Origin of the sequence: Pseudoalteromonas sp. GW168-MNA-CIBAN-0100, assembly GCF_040309225.1 — a bacterium.
Taxonomy (GTDB): Bacteria; Pseudomonadota; Gammaproteobacteria; order Enterobacterales; family Alteromonadaceae; genus Pseudoalteromonas; species Pseudoalteromonas arctica.
In genome coordinates, this window is the sequence record NZ_JBEOOL010000570.1 from 1 (window position 1) to 271 (window position 271).

General features: G+C 42.4%; 1 protein-coding gene. It reads left to right on the forward strand.

All coding sequences use genetic code 11. The features are described from left to right. On the forward strand, positions 1 to 271 hold a 271-nt coding region (locus tag AAEY62_RS22470), incomplete at both ends, for a hypothetical protein (protein ID WP_350636631.1).

Here is a 271-nt window from a genome sequence, read left to right on the forward strand (position 1 = left end):
ACCCTGAAGTATTGAGCCGTATTGCTTATAGTAAAAGCGGCGAACTTAAAGCATTAGAGGATAATTTTTATATTGCCGTAATGGATGAAACCGCCGCTTTGCATGGTCGGAACTGGCATATAAGCTCAGATCGAAATGCTGAAAACTCATTACTGGTAAAGCACAAGCAATTGCAGCTTAAAACAGCGCAGCTAAAAAATGTAGAGGGTGAGTTACAACTCGCAGCCCAAGTGCTTGAGCAGCAAAAAGCACTGCAAAGTGAGCTTAGTAC